This is a genomic window from Vibrio sp. TAP-3B, assembly GCF_057784735.1.
The window spans coordinates 1,822,017-1,839,163 of the sequence record NZ_CM173495.1; the positions used below are offsets into that span (position 1 = coordinate 1,822,017).

Consider the following 17,147-nt stretch of genomic DNA (forward strand, 5'->3'; position numbering starts at 1 on the left):
AATACCCTTTGTCTCTTTTTAGTTGATAGGGATTCACGTATCCTAAGTCGCTACGGAACTAAACAAAAGAACTTACCTGTGAAAGCTGAACAAAAACATACTCCGATGATGCAGCAATATCTCAAGCTGAAAGCTGAGAATCCTGATATTTTGCTGTTTTACCGCATGGGCGACTTCTATGAACTCTTCTATGATGATGCCAAACGTGCATCTCAACTGCTTGAGATCTCATTAACAAAGCGAGGTTCATCAGCCGGAGAGCCTATCCCGATGGCAGGGGTGCCATTTCATGCTGTCGAAGGTTATTTAGCTAAACTTGTTCAGCTTGGTGAGTCTGTCGCAATCTGTGAACAAATTGGCGATCCGGCAACCAGTAAAGGCCCAGTAGAACGCAAGGTTGTGCGTATCGTAACACCTGGTACGGTGACCGATGAAGCGCTACTTTCTGAACGCGTTGATAACTTGATCGCAGCCATTTATCACCATAACGGCAAGTTTGGATACGCAACATTAGATATTACGTCAGGTCGTTTCCAATTGGTTGAACCAGAAACAGAAGAGTCGATGACCGCAGAGCTACAACGTACTGCTCCTCGTGAGTTATTGTTTCCTGAAGACTTTGAACCAGTAAACTTAATGTCAAGCCGTAATGGTAACCGTCGCCGCCCAGTATGGGAGTTTGAGCTTGATACTGCGAAGCAGCAGCTGAATCAACAATTCGGTACGCGTGATCTTGTTGGCTTTGGCGTAGAACACGCGTCTCTTGGGTTATGTGCCGCAGGTTGCTTGATCCAATACGTAAAAGACACGCAACGTACGGCGTTGCCTCATATTCGATCTTTAACCTTTGATCACCAAGATCAGTCCGTAATTCTCGATGCGGCTACCCGTCGTAATCTCGAAATTACCCAAAACCTGTCTGGCGGCACAGATAATACGCTTGCCGCCGTACTGGACCATTGTGCCACGCCGATGGGCAGCCGTATGCTCAAACGCTGGTTGCATCAGCCGATGCGCTGCATCGATACATTAAACAATCGTCTCGATGCCATTGGCGAAATTAAAGACCAAGGTTTATTTGCCGATCTTCAACCACCATTAAAACAAATTGGTGACATCGAACGTATTTTGGCACGCCTCGCATTACGTTCTGCTCGGCCTCGTGATATGGCACGACTCCGCAATGCGATACAACAGTTGCCAGAACTTGAAACAGTGACATCTTCTTTGGCACATCCATACCTAGCCAAGTTGGCGCAATACGCAGCACCAACCGATGAAGTGTGTGATTTGCTCGAACGCGCAATTAAAGACAATCCACCAGTCGTTATACGCGACGGCGGGGTAATTGCCGAAGGTTACAACTCGGAATTGGACGAATGGCGAAAACTGGCGGATGGTGCGACTGAGTATCTTGAACAGCTAGAACGCGATGAACGCGAACGTCACGGCATCGATACGTTAAAAGTCGGTTACAACAACGTACATGGTTTCTTCATCCAAGTGAGTCGAGGTCAAAGCCATTTAGTGCCCCCACACTATGTACGTCGTCAAACCCTGAAAAACGCTGAACGTTACATCATTCCAGAACTCAAAGAGCATGAAGATAAAGTGCTTAACTCAAAGTCCAAAGCACTTGCTTTAGAAAAACAACTGTGGGAAGAGCTCTTTGATCTATTAATGCCACACCTTGAAAAGCTACAAAATTTAGCATCAGCCCTATCTCAGTTAGATGTTCTACAAAACTTAGCCGAACGTGCCGACTCACTGGATTACTGTCGCCCTACACTGGTAAAAGAGGCTGGCATCCATATTCAATCAGGTCGTCACCCTGTGGTAGAACAAGTCACAACCGACCCATTCATAGCGAACCCCATCGAGTTAACTCCAAGCCGAAAAATGTTGATCATCACTGGGCCAAACATGGGGGGTAAATCAACTTACATGCGTCAAACTGCCTTGATTGCATTGATGGCAAATATCGGCTCTTATGTGCCTGCCGAATCGGCACTAATCGGCTCTCTGGACCGCATATTTACTCGTATTGGCGCGTCCGATGATCTTGCTTCTGGTCGCTCAACCTTTATGGTCGAGATGACGGAAACGGCTAATATTCTTCACAATGCCACCAAGAATAGTTTAGTACTGATGGATGAAATCGGACGCGGTACTAGTACATACGATGGCCTTTCTTTGGCATGGGCAAGTGCAGAATGGCTCGCAACGCAAATTGGAGCGATGACGCTATTTGCTACCCACTACTTTGAGTTGACAGAATTACCAAACCAATTACCAAACTTAGCGAACGTTCACTTAGATGCGGTAGAACATGGTGATAGCATCGCCTTCATGCACGCGGTTCAAGAAGGTGCGGCAAGCAAGTCATACGGCTTGGCGGTTGCTGGTCTGGCTGGTGTTCCTAAAACTGTTATTAAAAATGCGCGCAACAAGCTATCCCAGCTTGAACAGTTAGGCCAAAGCGGTGACGCTCCTCAATCGAGTGCTGTGGATGTGGCCAATCAGTTATGCCTAATTCCTGAGCCGAGTGATATTGAACAAGCGTTGTCAGGCATCGAACCAGATAACCTCACACCGCGCGAAGCTCTTGAAGCACTATATCACTTGAAAAAGATGCTGTAATACTAACGTATCACTCGTTCTCGATTCATTTCTGTTTAAAAAAATCGAACCGCTAAAACGCAAAAAGGCTATGGGTAACCATAGCCTTTTGTATCATAGCTAAACTCAGTTTTAGTCATCTTCCACGCTAAACAAGTTCTCCATATTCAAACCTTGCTTGATCAAAACTTCGCGCAGACGACGCAGCCCCTCGACTTGGATCTGACGGACACGTTCTCGTGTTAGACCAATTTCACGACCTACCTCTTCTAGCGTAGAAGGTTCATAGCCAAGAAGACCAAAACGTCGTGCTAATACTTCTTTTTGTTTTGGGTTCAATTCTTCGAGCCAGTGAATCAGTGATGATTTGATGTCGTCATCTTGAGTTGATACCTCAGGGTCAGAATTATTCGCATCCGGAATGATATCGAGTAAAGCTTTTTCACCATCACCACCTATCGGTGTATCGACAGAACTAATACGTTCGTTTAAACGCAGCATTTTACTCACGTCTTCAACTGGAATATCCAATTGAGCAGCAATCTCTTCCGCTGTTGGTTCATGATCGAGCTTTTGTGAAAGCTCACGTGCAGTTCGCAAATAAATATTCAGCTCTTTCACCACATGGATAGGTAACCGAATAGTGCGAGTTTGGTTCATCAATGCGCGTTCAATGGTTTGGCGGATCCACCAAGTAGCATATGTGGAGAAACGGAATCCACGTTCAGGATCGAATTTCTCGACGGCACGAATCAAGCCAAGATTACCTTCTTCAATAAGATCGAGTAATGCCAAACCGCGGTTGCTGTATCGACGAGATATCTTCACGACCAAACGCAAATTACTTTCTATCATGCGTTTACGGGCTGCTTCATCGCCACGAAGTGCTCGGCGAGCGTAAAGTACTTCCTCTTCAGCAGTAAGTAGAGGTGAGAAGCCAATTTCGCCTAGATACAATTGAGTTGCGTCTAAGCTTTTACTACTGGCGTCAAGTTCTTCACGAGCAGCAGCTTTTTTGCCTTCGGTGGATGGTGATTTGGTGAGTTTTTTGCCAACTGTCTTCACTGACGCATTGCCAAATTCAAACTCTTTAACTTTGGTTACTGTGTTGCTGATACTCATAAACGCCTCCCCTGGCGAGTTAGCAAGACATGACAACTCAATATGTCGCTAAATGGTTTCGCAAGTTGTTTTTCAAAGTCTTAAGGCAAATAGCGTTTTGGATTCACTGATTTACCTTGGTAGCGAATTTCAAAGTGTAGCTTGACTGCTTTTGCGCCGGAACTGCCCATGGTCGCAATTTTCTGTCCGCTTTTTACTCTTTGTCCTTCTGATACCAGCAGCTTGTTGTTGTGTGCGTATGCGCTTAAATAATTGTCGTTATGCTTGACTATAATTAAGTTACCATAACCTCGTAGCGCATTACCTGAATAAACAACTGTGCCGGCCGCGGTTGAAACGATAGGCTGACCACGCTGTCCTGCGATGTCGATGCCTTTATTTCCTTGTTCTCCCGCTGAGAAATTCTTTATTACTCTCCCTTTGGTAGGCCATAACCACTTCGATACTTTATTACTTTTTGTCGTGGTAATTGGCGATTTTTGTTTCACTTTTTGGTTATCTTTTGACCCAACATACTCCTTTACTTTCGATTGTTCAACCTTCTTTGGGGGCTGTTTTTGTACGACTTTAGGCTTAGGTTTTGTCGGTTTTTGACTAGAGTTTTTACTTGAAATTTGTGGCTTTGAAGCTGTTGATATTTTAGCCACTGGGGGGGCGGTGTTGTAACGATAGGAACTACAACAGGTTTCACTTTATGTCCATATTTTGGGGCCACATATTTCGGAGCCCAAAGTTTTAACCTCTGACCTGGATAGATAGTATAAGGCTGAGTCAATCCATTGTAACGAGCAAGATCGTTTACATCTTTATCTGTGACATAGGCTATAAAGTAAAGCGTATCGCCTCTTTTTACTTGGTAGTAACTCCCTCTATAACTCCCTCTATCTAGGTTAGTATAGTCTTTTTTCAAACTTGAGACAGGTGCAGGTGTATGCGCTGCGCAACCAATCAGTCCCGCTGCGAGCACAAAGCTAATACCAATACGACGTAGTAACTGAATCACCTATCCATAATCCTTAAGCTAAATTCCCCGCAACTAGAGGGACAAACCGAACCATTTCCACCACTGTGGATTGATACTCGTCGCCTTTGCGTTCAATTTTTAGTAACTGTTGTTCAGCATTACCAACAGGAATCACCATTTTACCGCCATCTTTTAACTGTGCTAACAGCGCTTGAGGAATGACTTCAGCCGCCGCTGTGACAATGATTGCGTCAAACGGTCCCTTAGCCTCCCAGCCAAGCCAACCATCGCCATGTTTAGTTGAAACATTATAGATATCCAGCAGCTTTAAGCGACGCTTCGCTTCCCATTGCAATAACTTGATTCGTTCCACGGAGTAAACGTGTTCAACAATTTGTGCTAGAACTGCCGTTTGATAACCAGAGCCCGTCCCGATTTCCAATACATTACTTGCCGGTTCTAACGCTAATAACTCCGTCATGCGAGCTACGATATAAGGTTGAGAAATAGTTTGTCCCTGACCTATCGGCAACGCATTGTTATCGTAAGCTTGGTGCACCATCGCTTGGGAGACAAAACTTTCTCTTGGTAAACAGTGAATAGCATCCAGAACTCTTTGATTTTTGATGCCACTGGAGACAAGAAACGCTATCAACCTGTCAGCATGTGGATTACTCATTACTTCTCTTCCTTCAACCAACTATCTATTGAACGCAGCGATTCATGAGCAGTAAGATCGACTTGCAGGGGAGTAATGGAAACTCGACCATGTTCAATCGCATAAAAGTCGGTACCTTCCCCCGCATCCTGCTCTTTTCCGGGAGGCCCTAACCAATAAATATTATGCCCTCGCGGATCTTTCTGTTTGATCATGTTTTCAGCGTGATGGCGCGCACCTAGACGAGTAACTTCAATCTCACCTAACTTTTCTATTGGTAAATCCGGTACGTTCACATTCAACAACCGATTCGTTGGGATCGGCATCGCTAAATGTTGTTGAACGAGCCTGCGCGCGATATTGGCGGCCGATTCAAAATGACGCTTTCCAACCAGCGAAAAGGCAACAGACTGAACCCCAAGAAAGTGGCCTTCCATTGCTGCAGCGACAGTGCCGGAATACAGCACGTCATCACCTAGGTTTGCACCGTGGTTAATGCCCGATAAAACAAGATCTGGTAGATCGTCTTTCATCAGCTCGTTCAGCGCAAAGTGCACACAATCTGTGGGTGTACCTTGCACTGAGTAAGTATTTGGCGCAATTTCTGTCACGCGTAATGGTTGCTCTAGTGTCAACGAGTTTGAAGCTCCTGAACGATTTCGGTCTGGTGCTACAATAGTCACTTCTGCAATGTCTCTGAGCTCATCAGCCAGAGCATGAATCCCTTGAGCATGGACGCCATCATCGTTGCTAATCAGAACTCTTAAGGGTTTTCTGTTTCGTGAATCCTTGTCCATTAGTATTCTCTTTCTACTTTAACCTCATTAACTAACTCACGAACAATCGATGTCGCAAAAGACCCTGCATCCAGTGAGAAAGTCAGCGTGATGTTGTTGTCCTCAACCGTCCAAGCTAAGTCTTTTGGTTTGAGCGAGATGTCACGGCGCTCATGACGCATACGGTTACCACGAATCAATAACATTAGATCTGGCTCTTCATCTAAAAATGGCTGCTCTAATGCCAACGCTTCCGATTGGGTTGGTAACGCATTATCACCCGCTAGTGCTGCTGTAATGGCTACTTCACCCTGTTCGAGTTTTGACTGCATCTCAGATAAATTACTCGCATCAATAGGCAACGTGCCTGTCGACGTTTGCGCGATATCACCATCCAAAAACTTGTCAAATACGTGCAACTCTAAACGTGCCGAAACGATACGGTTAAAAATCCATGAGCGAGCCGCAGACAAATACATGCTACGTTTATTCTGGTTACGAGTTCTGACGTTTTCTCTTCCCCAGCGACGCGCTTCCTCAAGATTGTTACCATCGTTACCAAACCGCTGGCTACCAAAGTAGTTTGGTACACCTAATTGTTTCACTTTCTCAAGACGTTGCTCAACATCTTCGATATCGGTCACTTCAGACAAAGTGATAACGAACTCATTTCCTATTAAGTCACCAGGGCGCAGCTTTTTGTGGTGGCGAGTGGTTGTTAAGATCTCAATACTCGGATATTTCGCTAAAAATGCAGAGAAATCTGGCGTTTCACCTTTCGGTAAATGCACGCTCAGCCATTGCTCAGTGACTGCGTGACGGTCTTTGAGACCAGCCCAACTGACGTCTTTGGATTTCACTCCGCAAGCTTTAGCAAGCTCATTAGCTACAAAGCTGGTGTTCTCTCCAGTTTTACGAATGCGCACCATTAAGTGCTCGCCTTCCCCGCTAAAGGCAAAACCTAAATCTTCGCGAACCTGAAAGTGTTTAGGCTGCGCTTTAATTTTGGCAGAAGCAACTGGCTTACCAGTAAGATAAGCCAGTGAAGATAAAATATCTGACATGATGTTTTTCCACTGTTACACAGCATTAAGGAGCAAGTTATTTGATTATTGCTTAAAGAGAAGCACCACCGCTTCTGTTGCAATACCTTCTTTGCGTCCAGTAAAACCAAGACGCTCTGTTGTCGTTGCTTTGACGTTGATGTTGCCGATATCGGTTTCTAGATCTTGCGCAATCGCCGCGCACATGGCATTAATGTGGGGCGCCATCTTAGGTGCTTGCGCCATGATGGTGACATCCGCATTACCAAGGCGGTAACCTTGCGCTTTAACTCGACGGTAAACGTCTTTTAATAATTCACGGCTATTCGCGCCTTTCCATTTATCATCAGTATCGGGAAAGTGACGACCAATATCCCCAGCTGCAATAGCTCCTAAAAGTGCATCAGTTAGCGCATGCAATGCAACGTCGCCATCCGAATGCGCAACCAAACCTTGTTCGTAAGGGATAGCAACACCACCGATTATAACCGGGCCTTCGCCACCAAATTTATGTACGTCAAAACCGTGACCAATTCGAATCATTTTTTATCCTTTGTTTTTTCGCCGCGCTCACGGCTTAGATAAAACTCGGCTAGCGCAAGGTCTTCTGCTTGAGTGATTTTTATATTGTTCGCATGCCCCTGAACTAAGGCTGGAGTTTCTCCTAACCACTCTAAAGCCGATGCTTCATCGGTGATGGCAATCCCCTGCTCTAACGCCTCAGTCAATGCTTGAGTTAATTGCTGCGTTTTGAACATTTGTGGCGTCAGTGCATGCCACAATGCTTCTCGTACTACCGTGTGGTCGATATCTTGCGCCGAGTTCGCACGCTTCATCGTATCTCTTACTGGCGAAGCGAGAATACCACCTACAGGATGTATTAGGCAGACCTCCATCAAACGATCAATATCAGTTAAAGCGATGCAAGGCCTTGCTGCATCGTGAACCAGCACCCATTTGCTCTTAAGGCATGTACTTACATAGTTTAGCCCCGAAAGCACGGAATCGGCTCTTTCTTTACCGCCAGAAACTCGGATCACATCAGGGTGACTTGCAATCGCTAACTCTGGAAAATAGGGGTCACCTTCAGTAATTGACACCACAATTTTTGCAATTCTAGGATGTGCGAGTAATTTTTCTACGGTATGTTCCAACACCGCTTTTCCATCAATTAACAAGTATTGCTTGGGACGATCGGCCTTCATACGGCTGCCGACACCTGCGGCAGGCACAATCACGACATGAGATGAGTTCATATCCAACATTTTAATGGTTTTCCTCACCTATAATGCGGTAAAAAGTCTCGCCATCTTTAATTAGCCCAAGTTCGTGGCGCGCACGTTCTTCAATTGCATCAAGACCTTGTCTTAAGTCATCAATCTCAGCGAACATTTCTTTATTGCGCGCTTGTAGCTTGCTGTTCACTTGCTGCTGAACTTCAATTTCATTTTTTACTGTGTAGTAGTCAGACACTCCGTTCTTACCAAACCATAGAGTGTATTGAAGCAAGCCAAACAGTAGCGTAAGGGCTATAACAAAAATTCGCATATCGCTGCTAACATTCTGTACCGGAAGGAGTTAGATAAGGTGACATATATAGCATAAATGCGTGATTGCCTCTAGGGGAGAAGGGGAGACTCACGCACTCCTCACAGGAAATAAGCATGAAAATAAAGAAAGGCACCAAGCTATAGGTCTCCCATAAACAAAAACGCCCCGCTAATGCGAGGCGTTTTATCAAGCTATAAATCTAAGCAGTTAATTCAATTAAGAATTAAGCTTGACCTTTCACTTCTTTAAGACCGTTGAAAGGAGCGCGCTCACCTAGAGCTTCCTCGATACGGATAAGTTGGTTGTACTTAGCAACACGGTCAGAACGGCTCATAGAACCCGTTTTGATTTGGCCTGCTGCAGTACCTACCGCTAGGTCAGCGATCGTTGCATCTTCAGTTTCGCCACTGCGGTGTGAGATTACTGCTGTGTAACCTGCATCTTTAGCCATCTTGATTGCTGCTAGAGTCTCAGTTAGAGAACCGATTTGGTTGAACTTGATAAGGATAGAGTTAGCTACGCCTTTTTCAATACCTTCAGCAAGGATCTTAGTGTTTGTAACGAATAGGTCGTCACCAACTAGTTGAAGCTTATCGCCTAGAAGTTCAGTTTGGTGTTTGAAACCATCCCAATCTGACTCATCAAGACCATCTTCGATAGATACGATCGGGTATTGGTTAGCAAGATCTTGTAGGTAGAAGTTGAACTCTTCAGAAGTGAAGACTTTACCTTCGCCTTTCATGTTGTAGTTGCCAGCTTCTTTGTCGTAGAACTCAGATGCCGCACAGTCCATCGCTAGAGTTACGTCTTTACCTAATACGTAACCAGCCGCTTCTACTGCTTCTTGGATTGCAGCTAGGGCCGCAGCGTTAGACTCAAGGTTAGGAGCGAAACCACCTTCATCACCAACTGCCGTGCTTAGGCCTTTTGCTTTAAGAACTTTAGCTAGGTTGTGGAATACTTCAGCACCGATACGTAGACCTTCTTTAAGCGTCTTAGCACCAACTGGTTGGATCATGAACTCTTGGATGTCAACGTTGTTGTCTGCGTGCTCACCACCGTTGATGATATTCATCATTGGTAGAGGCATAGAGAACTGGCCTGGAGTGCCGTTAAGTTCAGCAACGTGCTCGTATAGAGGCATGCCTTTCGCAGCTGCAGCCGCTTTAGCGTTTGCTAGAGAAACCGCTAGGATAGCGTTAGCACCGAATTTAGATTTGTTTTCAGTACCGTCGAGTTCAATCATTACTGCGTCGATGGCAGCTTGGTCTTTCGCGTCTTTACCAACTAGAGCTTCAGCGATTGGGCCATTTACAGCTTCAACAGCTTTAAGAACACCTTTACCTAGGAAACGTGTTTTGTCACCGTCACGCAGCTCAAGAGCTTCGCGAGAACCTGTAGATGCGCCAGATGGTGCTGCCGCCATACCTACGAAACCGCCTTCTAGGTGTACTTCAGCTTCTACGGTAGGGTTACCACGTGAGTCGATGATTTCACGACCTAGAACTTTAACGATCTTAGACATTAATGTTTCCTCTCGTTTCAAATATAAATGTCAATTTTAAAGGGCAGCAGCACAACCTTCGCCGCCACCCGTATCCTTTTACTTCTCGAATTCGCCGCGTGCGTTTTGGCCCGCAGCCTTAACGAAACCGGCAAACAATGGGTGACCATCACGAGGCGTCGATGTGAATTCGGGATGGAACTGAGCCGCTACAAACCATGGGTGGTCTGGGTTCTCAATCATTTCCACTAATTTCTTGTCCGCAGACAGGCCTGACACTTTCAGACCTGCTTTCTCGATTTTCGGACGCAGAACGTTATTCACTTCGTAACGATGACGGTGACGTTCGTGGATCGTCGCACTACCATATAGTTCACGAGCTTTCGTCCCCTTTTCTAGGTGACACAGCTGTGACCCAAGACGCATCGTCCCTCCAAGGTCGGACTTTTCAGTGCGCTCTTCTACGCTACCCGTCTCGTCTACCCACTCTGTGATCAAACCTACCACAGGGTACTTGGTTTCTTTGTTAAATTCGGTTGAATGTGCACCTTCCATACCCGCGACGTTGCGCGCGTATTCAATCAGGGCTACTTGCATACCCAAACAAATTCCTAGATAAGGCACTTTGTTTTCACGTGCGTATTGTGCTGCACGGATTTTACCTTCGATACCGCGATCGCCAAAGCCACCTGGCACTAGAATTGCGTCTAAGCCATCTAGAAGCTCAACGCCTTTTGTTTCAATATCTTGTGAATCTACATACTTAATTGTGACGCTCAGACGGTTTTTCAAGCCAGCGTGTTTAAGCGCTTCATTTACAGACTTATATGCATCTGGTAACTCAGTGTACTTACCCACCATCCCAATGGTGACTTCACCTATTGGGTTCGCTTCTTCGTAGATGACCTGTTCCCACTCAGCAAGGTTGGCTTCTGGTGCCGTAATACCAAAGCGTGTACAAACGAGATCATCAAGCCCCTGAGACTTAATTAATTGCGGGATCTTGTAGATTGAATCCACGTCCTTCATTGAGATAACCGCTTTTTCTGAAACGTTACAGAATAGTGCGATTTTTTTACGTTCGTTAGCAGGGATAACACGATCGCTTCGGCAAACTAGGATATCTGGTTGAATACCAATAGATAGCAATTCTTTTACCGAGTGTTGCGTCGGTTTTGTTTTCACTTCGCCCGCAGCGGCTAGGTAAGGAACGAGAGTAAGGTGCATGAACATAGCGCGCTCACGGCCAAGCTCTACGGCTAGCTGGCGAATCGCTTCCATGAACGGCAGTGATTCGATATCACCAACGGTGCCACCGACTTCGACGATGGCCACATCATGGCCTTCAGAGCCAGCAATGACACGGTCTTTGATCGCGTTAGTAATATGAGGAATAACCTGAATCGTTGCACCTAGGTAGTCACCGCGACGTTCTTTACGAAGAACATCGGCATAAACACGACCTGCTGTGAAGTTGTTACGCTTGGTCATTTTGGTGCGAATGAAACGTTCATAGTGACCAAGGTCAAGGTCTGTCTCTGCACCATCTTCCGTTACAAACACTTCACCGTGCTGAGTCGGGCTCATTGTGCCTGGATCAACGTTGATGTAAGGGTCAAGCTTCATCATCGTCACTTTAAGACCACGAGCTTCAAGAATAGCTGCAAGAGATGCTGCCGCAATACCTTTACCTAGAGAGGATACAACCCCGCCAGTAACAAAAATGTAATTTGTCGTCATGTTTAACCTGAAATTGGTTGAATGAGGGAAATGGAGTGCTTCTGGACGGGAGATAAATATACCAGAAGCTCCTTACCGCCACAACGTGAAATCTATCACACTGTAATTTTTTATTTTTTGCTTCAAATCAAAGTGAACAAAGAGAAACCAAAGTGCGCTTAAGTGTTCTAGTCAAACTTATCTAATAATAACCGCACCTAGGTGTTTTATTTCTTCCCTACTCTTCCTGCTTTACTTCGTCCCAAAAATGGTCAAGTTCAGATAACGAACAATCTGGAAGCGTTCTATTAGACTGCGCAACCTTGGCTTCAACCTGCTTGAAACGCCTAACAAATTTTAGGTTTGCTTTCCCCAATGCGACTTCTGGATCTTTATCAAGGTGGCGGGCTAAATTTACTGTCGCAAATAATAAATCGCCCAACTCTAACTCAACCTTTTCTTCATCAGGTTGAACTTGAAGCGCTTCTTCCATGACTTCTTCTATTTCCTCTTGAACCTTTGCCACCACAGGCCCAAGAGAATCCCAATCAAAGCCCACTTTCGCACATTTTTTCTGTATTTTTGTAGCACGAGAAAGTGCCGGCAAAGAGTTTGGTATTGAGTCTAGGATACTTTCTTCCGCTTTGCCTACCTGCGCTTTTTCTTTTGCTTTTTCGGCTTCCCAGTTGGCGTTAATTTCCTCGTCCGATTCAAACTCAACACCTGAAAAAACATGCGGATGGCGACGAGTCAACTTTTCGTTCACGGTTTCAACCACATCAGTGAATTCAAACAGTTCCTGCTCTTTCGCCATCTGGCTGTAAAAAATCACCTGAAACAACAAATCCCCCAACTCTTCTTGTAAGTTCGGCCAATCACGGTTTTGAATCGCATCCACCACTTCGTAAGTTTCTTCGATGGTGTGCGGAACGATGGTGTCAAAGGTTTGGTTTAAGTCCCAAGGGCAACCGCTTTCTGGGTCACGCAACTTCGCCATAATTTGTTCTAATTGTTCAATTGGATGACTCATTTTCTGTTCCTTTAAACCTTTCTATCTAAAGAAAAAGGTGAGTAGTCAAAACCACTCACCTTCTACATTATATTTTCTCAGCAGCTTTCACTAAGGAATTGTTACTTTGACAAGCCAACAAGTTGCGCGACTCCTGAGCAAGCATTCCGGAAACAAGTGAAACCAGCGCAGTTAGAAAGCCTAATGCGATGTATGCGTAACTCTCTAAATAGTTGAAGCTGTAGCTAGGCGACAAACAAACGAGACTCCTGAGCATGGTTTACCATGTGATGGAGCGAGTGCGTGCAGTCAACAACGCTACAACGATAACTATGACGAGAGTTTTAGCCGAGGCGTTTCACAGTCACCACATCCTTAATCTGCTCAACACGCTTCGATACCCGAGACAGCACCTCAATATTGGTCATCTCTAGGTCAAAGTCCATGACGGCAAGCTGACGACGATAATCGACACGATTTTTCATACTGGTGACTTTTATTTTTTCGTTGGCAAATAGTGTGGTGATGTCTTTCAGTAGACCGCTACGCTCCATCGCTTCGACCCGTACGGTGAGGATGTATGAACCGACGAAGCCACTCCCCCAGACGGTATCGATAATACGCTCTGGCGCGTGGTGACGAAGTTCTTCTAACTGCTCACAATCACTGCGGTGAACGGAGATACCGCGACCTTGGGTGATGTAACCACAGATGTTGTCACCTGGAATGGGCTGACAACAGCGCGCGAGGTGGGTCATCAGGTTATCGACCCCTTCAACGACGACGGCATCTTTCTTCGGGCGGCTTTGTGCTGGCGCTCTGTGTCCGGCTTCTTGCAGTTTCTCTAGCGCTTGTTGGTCTTCTTCTTCTGCGGTCGGTTTATTAACCAAAGCATTGATATGGTTAATGATCTGGTTGATGCGCAAATCACCACTTCCCACTCCGACATAGAGCTCATCGGGTGTTTTAATGTTAAAACGCTTAAGTGCGTAATGCTCAGCATCTTTTAGCTTTGCGCCAATTTTCGCCAGTTCTTGCTCAAGAATCTCACGGCCAGCCTCAAGGTTTTTTTCACGGCTTTGCTTGCGGAACCAAGCATTAATTTTCGCGCGTGCACGCCCTGAATGAACGAAGCCCAAGGATGGATTTAACCAGTCACGTGAAGGGTTGGGTTCTTTTGAGGTTATGATCTCAACTTGATCGCCCATGTGAAGCTTATGAGTGAACGGGACAATTCGCCCACCCACTTTGGCGCCAATACAACGATGCCCCACTTCGGAGTGAATATGGTACGCAAAATCGAGTGGCGTTGCGCCCATTGGTAAGTCAACCACGTCACCGCGCGGCGTAAACGCGTAAACGCGGTCATCAAACACTTGACTGCGTAGCTCATCCAGCATTTCGCCGGAGTCGGACATTTCTTCTTGCCAATCAAGCAGTTTACGCAGCCAGGTGATTTTTTCATCGTAACCACTACGGCTGCTTGCCCCCTCTTTATATTTCCAGTGCGCGGCTACACCGAGCTCGGACTCTTCATGCATTTGCTTAGTACGAATCTGGATCTCAATGGTTTTACCTTCAGGCCCTAGAATGACGGTGTGGATCGATTGGTATCCGTTGGGCTTGGGGTTGGCGACATAATCGTCGAACTCACTCGGTAAATGCTTGTATTTGGTATGAACCACCCCTAACGCGGCGTAACAGTCTTGCAGTTTATCAGCGATGATACGGACCGCTCGTACATCAAACAGCTCGTCGAACGCCAAGCTTTTCTTCTGCATTTTGCGCCAAATGCTGTAGATGTGTTTAGGACGGCCGCTGACTTCTGCATTGATGCCTGAGGTTTCCATCTCGTGAGTCAGATCTTCAATAAAGTCTTTGATGTACTGTTCACGAACAATACGGCGCTCTGACAGCTGTTTGGCAATTTTTTTGTAGGTCTCTGGTTGCTGATAACGGAAAGCGTAATCTTCAATTTCCCACTTCAGCTGACCAATACCAAGACGGTTGGCCAGAGGCGCGTAAATGTTGGCACACTCTTTTGCGGCAGCACGTCGAACCTCGTCCGGTGCCTTTTTAACTTCAATCAGGTTGCAAATTCGTTCCGCTAGCTTGATAACCACGCAGCGGAAATCATCAACCATCGCAAGCAACATGCGTCGCACATTGTCGACTTGAGACGATGCTGCGCTGCCTTCCATGTTGACGTTAAGCTGGCCAATCGCCGCCATTTCTTCAACGCCATCGATTAATTTCATGGTTTCTTTGCTGTATTTTTCTTCCAGAATTTCTCTGTTAAAAGCACGACTTGAAACCAAAGGAAACAGCTGCGCAGCCACTAAAGTCGCTTTATCCATGGACAAGGTGACCAGTATTTCGATCATTTCTCGCCCACGCCACAACAACAACTCCGCTTGATCGTGATCAGCCAACATCGTTTGGCAATCTCGATACACTTCGATTAAGCGTGAAGCTGTGTTCTTCTCTTGCCCTAGGCTAGCCACCCAACGTTCGAGTTCAAACTGTTCATTTTGGTTTAAATGCGCGCTTCTTACCGCAACCATCTCATCATCCTAATTATTATATTCGTGTGGTTTGACTAACACCGTCCAGGTTAGTTCTTTTGCCTGCGTTTTAAACACTGGCTTTATGACCACCCACCACAAATAAGGGGCCAACGTCCTAGGAATTAGGACTTTTCAAACAGTGCCATCGATTCTAGATGGCTGGTATGAGGGAACATGTCCAACATGCCTAGTTTGGTTAATTTGTAGCCTTGCGCTATCAGGCTATGGCTGTCCCTAGCAAGGGTAGCAGGATTACAAGAAACATAAACTACACGCCGCGCGCCAAGCTCCGAAACTTGATCGATGATCCCACTCGCACCCGCACGTGCTGGGTCTAACAGAACTTTATCAAACTGCTCCATCGCCCACGTTTGACCTTCAAAACCTTGCTCAAGATTAGCGTGATAAAACTGCGCGTTATTGATGTGGTTCAAGGATGCATTGTTTACGGCTTTTTCGACCATCTCTGCTACCCCTTCAACACCGACAACATGCTTAACTAATTTTGCCATTGGTAAACTGAAGTTACCTAACCCGCAAAATAAATCTAACACCCGATCGTTTTGTTTCGGGTCTAACCACTCAACCGCTTGTTTGACCATTTGTTGGTTCACCGCTTGATTAACTTGAATGAAGTTATTCGGTGAAAACGGGATCTTTACCCCCGTTTCTTGATAAAAAGGCGCCTCACCTTCAACGAGGTCGAGTTGATCTGTTGCTGGCATCAAGTACAGCGACGCGTGATGACGTTCGGCTAACTCGATTAAGGCACCAGTTTCATCTTTCGTTAGTTTGCCTAAATGGCGTAGCGTGATACAGGGACCATTATCACCAAGCACTAACTCTATATGACCAAGTTGTTCTGGTTTGTTGAATGCTTTCAGCACCAAGTAAAGCTCAGGCAATAGCACATTTAACTCAGGCGCCAATACCGGACAATCGGTCACTTGCGCGATTTGTTTACTTTGCTTTTGACGAAAGCCAAAGTGCAACTGTCGTGTTTTCTTGTCGACAAATAAACTCACTCGTGCACGTCGACGATAAGCATACGAGTCACCTAATATCGGCGTATCTAATTCAATCTCACGGCCAGCGAATTTTCGCATTAGCTGACGCAACGTTTGTTGTTTGTGCGTCAATTGTTGATCATAATCTAGGTGCTGCAAGTCACATCCCCCACACTTGTGATAATGCGGACAGAAAGGTTCGACGCGTACGTCACTAGGCTTAAGGATTTTGATCAGTTGACCACGAGCAAATTTACTTTTTTCTTCCACTAATTGCGTGACGACTTCTTCACCCGGCAAGGCGCCATCAATAAATAGCGGCTTATTCTTCAGATAAGCAATACCTGACCCGTGGTGATCTAAACGTTCCACTTGTACCGCTTGATGACGAGTATTGAGTTGGGTTTTCTTTTTAGGTTGGAAGATACGTGCCATGCTCTGTGCCTGATTTATGTCTAATTGCCCTACGGCTTCACTATTCTTGATTGCAGCCGTTGTGTGATTCGAGTGACTTGATTATGCTTACCGTTTATTCGGTGACGTCACTTCTTTGCTCAAGGCTTTATCGTGCACTTGAGAAATAATGCGTTATTTTCCCATATCCCGAC

Annotated in this window: 13 protein-coding genes and 1 pseudogene; 1 reads left to right on the forward strand and 13 read right to left on the reverse strand. The window is 45.8% G+C overall.

Annotated elements, in window-relative coordinates; translation table 11 throughout:
* The first annotated feature begins 78 nt into the window (after positions 1 to 78).
* On the forward strand, positions 79 to 2,640 hold the full coding sequence (gene mutS, locus AC3D28_RS08530; RefSeq protein WP_488534523.1) for a DNA mismatch repair protein MutS: 2,562 nt from the start codon (positions 79 to 81) through the stop codon (positions 2,638 to 2,640).
* 111 nt (positions 2,641 to 2,751) lie between these two features.
* Here mutS and rpoS read toward each other — a convergent pair whose 3' ends face one another.
* From rpoS to rlmD, 13 genes and pseudogenes are all read right to left on the reverse strand, one after another.
* Positions 2,752 to 3,741 carry an RNA polymerase sigma factor RpoS gene (gene rpoS / locus AC3D28_RS08535; protein ID WP_488534524.1) on the reverse strand — a complete coding sequence of 330 codons (990 nt, stop codon included), beginning with the start codon at positions 3,739 to 3,741 and terminating at the stop codon, positions 2,752 to 2,754.
* Positions 3,742 to 3,821: 80 nt separating this feature from the next.
* Positions 3,822 to 4,744 (reverse strand): annotated as a pseudogene (locus tag AC3D28_RS08540) (peptidoglycan DD-metalloendopeptidase family protein).
* A 13-nt stretch (positions 4,745 to 4,757) separates the two neighbouring features.
* Entirely contained in the window at positions 4,758 to 5,384 is a 627-nt protein-coding gene (locus AC3D28_RS08545; protein ID WP_098414812.1) for a protein-L-isoaspartate(D-aspartate) O-methyltransferase, read from the reverse strand.
* Entirely contained in the window at positions 5,384 to 6,160 is a 777-nt protein-coding gene (gene surE, locus AC3D28_RS08550) for a 5'/3'-nucleotidase SurE (protein WP_488534525.1), read from the reverse strand. The genes AC3D28_RS08545 and surE overlap by 1 nt, the downstream gene beginning before the upstream one ends.
* Complete coding sequence (truD, locus tag AC3D28_RS08555; protein WP_488534526.1) at positions 6,160 to 7,203, reverse strand: tRNA pseudouridine(13) synthase TruD; 1,044 nt, start codon at positions 7,201 to 7,203, stop codon at positions 6,160 to 6,162. The genes surE and truD overlap by 1 nt, the downstream gene beginning before the upstream one ends.
* A 45-nt stretch (positions 7,204 to 7,248) precedes the next feature.
* Positions 7,249 to 7,725, reverse strand: coding sequence for a 2-C-methyl-D-erythritol 2,4-cyclodiphosphate synthase (ispF, locus tag AC3D28_RS08560; protein ID WP_098414809.1), 477 nt, complete (start codon positions 7,723 to 7,725; stop codon positions 7,249 to 7,251).
* Positions 7,722 to 8,447: a 2-C-methyl-D-erythritol 4-phosphate cytidylyltransferase gene (ispD, locus tag AC3D28_RS08565; protein ID WP_488534527.1), complete on the reverse strand. Its 726-nt coding sequence runs from the start codon at positions 8,445 to 8,447 to the stop codon at positions 7,722 to 7,724. Before ispD ends, ispF begins: the two co-directional genes overlap by 4 nt.
* 1 nt (position 8,448) lies before the next feature.
* On the reverse strand, positions 8,449 to 8,730 hold the full coding sequence (ftsB, locus tag AC3D28_RS08570; RefSeq protein ID WP_488534528.1) for a cell division protein FtsB: 282 nt from the start codon (positions 8,728 to 8,730) through the stop codon (positions 8,449 to 8,451).
* Between the two features lie 226 nt (positions 8,731 to 8,956).
* A complete protein-coding gene (gene eno, locus AC3D28_RS08575) occupies positions 8,957 to 10,258 on the reverse strand; it encodes a phosphopyruvate hydratase (RefSeq protein ID WP_098414806.1) in 1,302 nt (433 codons plus the stop codon).
* A gap of 78 nt (positions 10,259 to 10,336) precedes the next feature.
* Positions 10,337 to 11,977 carry a CTP synthase gene (gene pyrG, locus AC3D28_RS08580; RefSeq protein WP_098414805.1) on the reverse strand — a complete coding sequence of 547 codons (1,641 nt, stop codon included), beginning with the start codon at positions 11,975 to 11,977 and terminating at the stop codon, positions 10,337 to 10,339.
* 217 nt (positions 11,978 to 12,194) lie between these two features.
* Positions 12,195 to 12,986 (reverse strand): nucleoside triphosphate pyrophosphohydrolase, encoded by a 792-nt coding sequence (mazG, locus tag AC3D28_RS08585; protein WP_488534529.1) that lies wholly within the window; start codon positions 12,984 to 12,986, stop codon positions 12,195 to 12,197.
* Positions 12,987 to 13,309: 323 nt separating this feature from the next.
* The gene (gene relA, locus AC3D28_RS08590; RefSeq protein ID WP_098414803.1) at positions 13,310 to 15,529 is read right to left on the reverse strand and encodes a GTP diphosphokinase; all 2,220 of its coding nucleotides are present in this window, start codon (positions 15,527 to 15,529) and stop codon (positions 13,310 to 13,312) included.
* Positions 15,530 to 15,654: 125 nt separating this feature from the next.
* Positions 15,655 to 16,974, reverse strand: a complete 1,320-nt coding sequence (gene rlmD / locus AC3D28_RS08595; protein ID WP_488534530.1) for a 23S rRNA (uracil(1939)-C(5))-methyltransferase RlmD — start codon at positions 16,972 to 16,974, stop codon at positions 15,655 to 15,657.
* Positions 16,975 to 17,147 lie beyond the last annotated feature (173 nt).